At 49.6% G+C, this 248-nt stretch carries 1 protein-coding gene; it reads left to right on the forward strand.

What is annotated here, in order from left to right:
- A partial coding sequence (locus tag AAEZ00_RS21875) for an amidohydrolase family protein (protein ID WP_351090115.1) occupies positions 1 to 248 on the forward strand: 248 nt, incomplete at both ends.

Consider the following 248-nt stretch of genomic DNA (forward strand, 5'->3'; position numbering starts at 1 on the left):
TAATACTCACGCCATTGGCGACAACGCCAATCAAGTGGTGCTCGATAAATACCAAACTACCATTGCAGCAACCGACTCAAAAGCATTACGCCATCGCATTGAACATGCACAAATTCTCGATTTAGCCGACATACCGCGCTTTGCCCAACTTGGGGTTATCGCATCGATTCAAGCAACCCACGCCACCAGCGACAAAAATAGGGCCGAAAACCGTTTAGGTAAAGCCCGCTTGGCCGGTGCTTATGCGT

Origin of the sequence: Shewanella sp. S1-49-MNA-CIBAN-0167 (assembly GCF_040310145.1) — a bacterium.
In the GTDB taxonomy this organism is placed as follows: domain Bacteria; phylum Pseudomonadota; class Gammaproteobacteria; order Enterobacterales; family Shewanellaceae; genus Shewanella; species Shewanella psychromarinicola.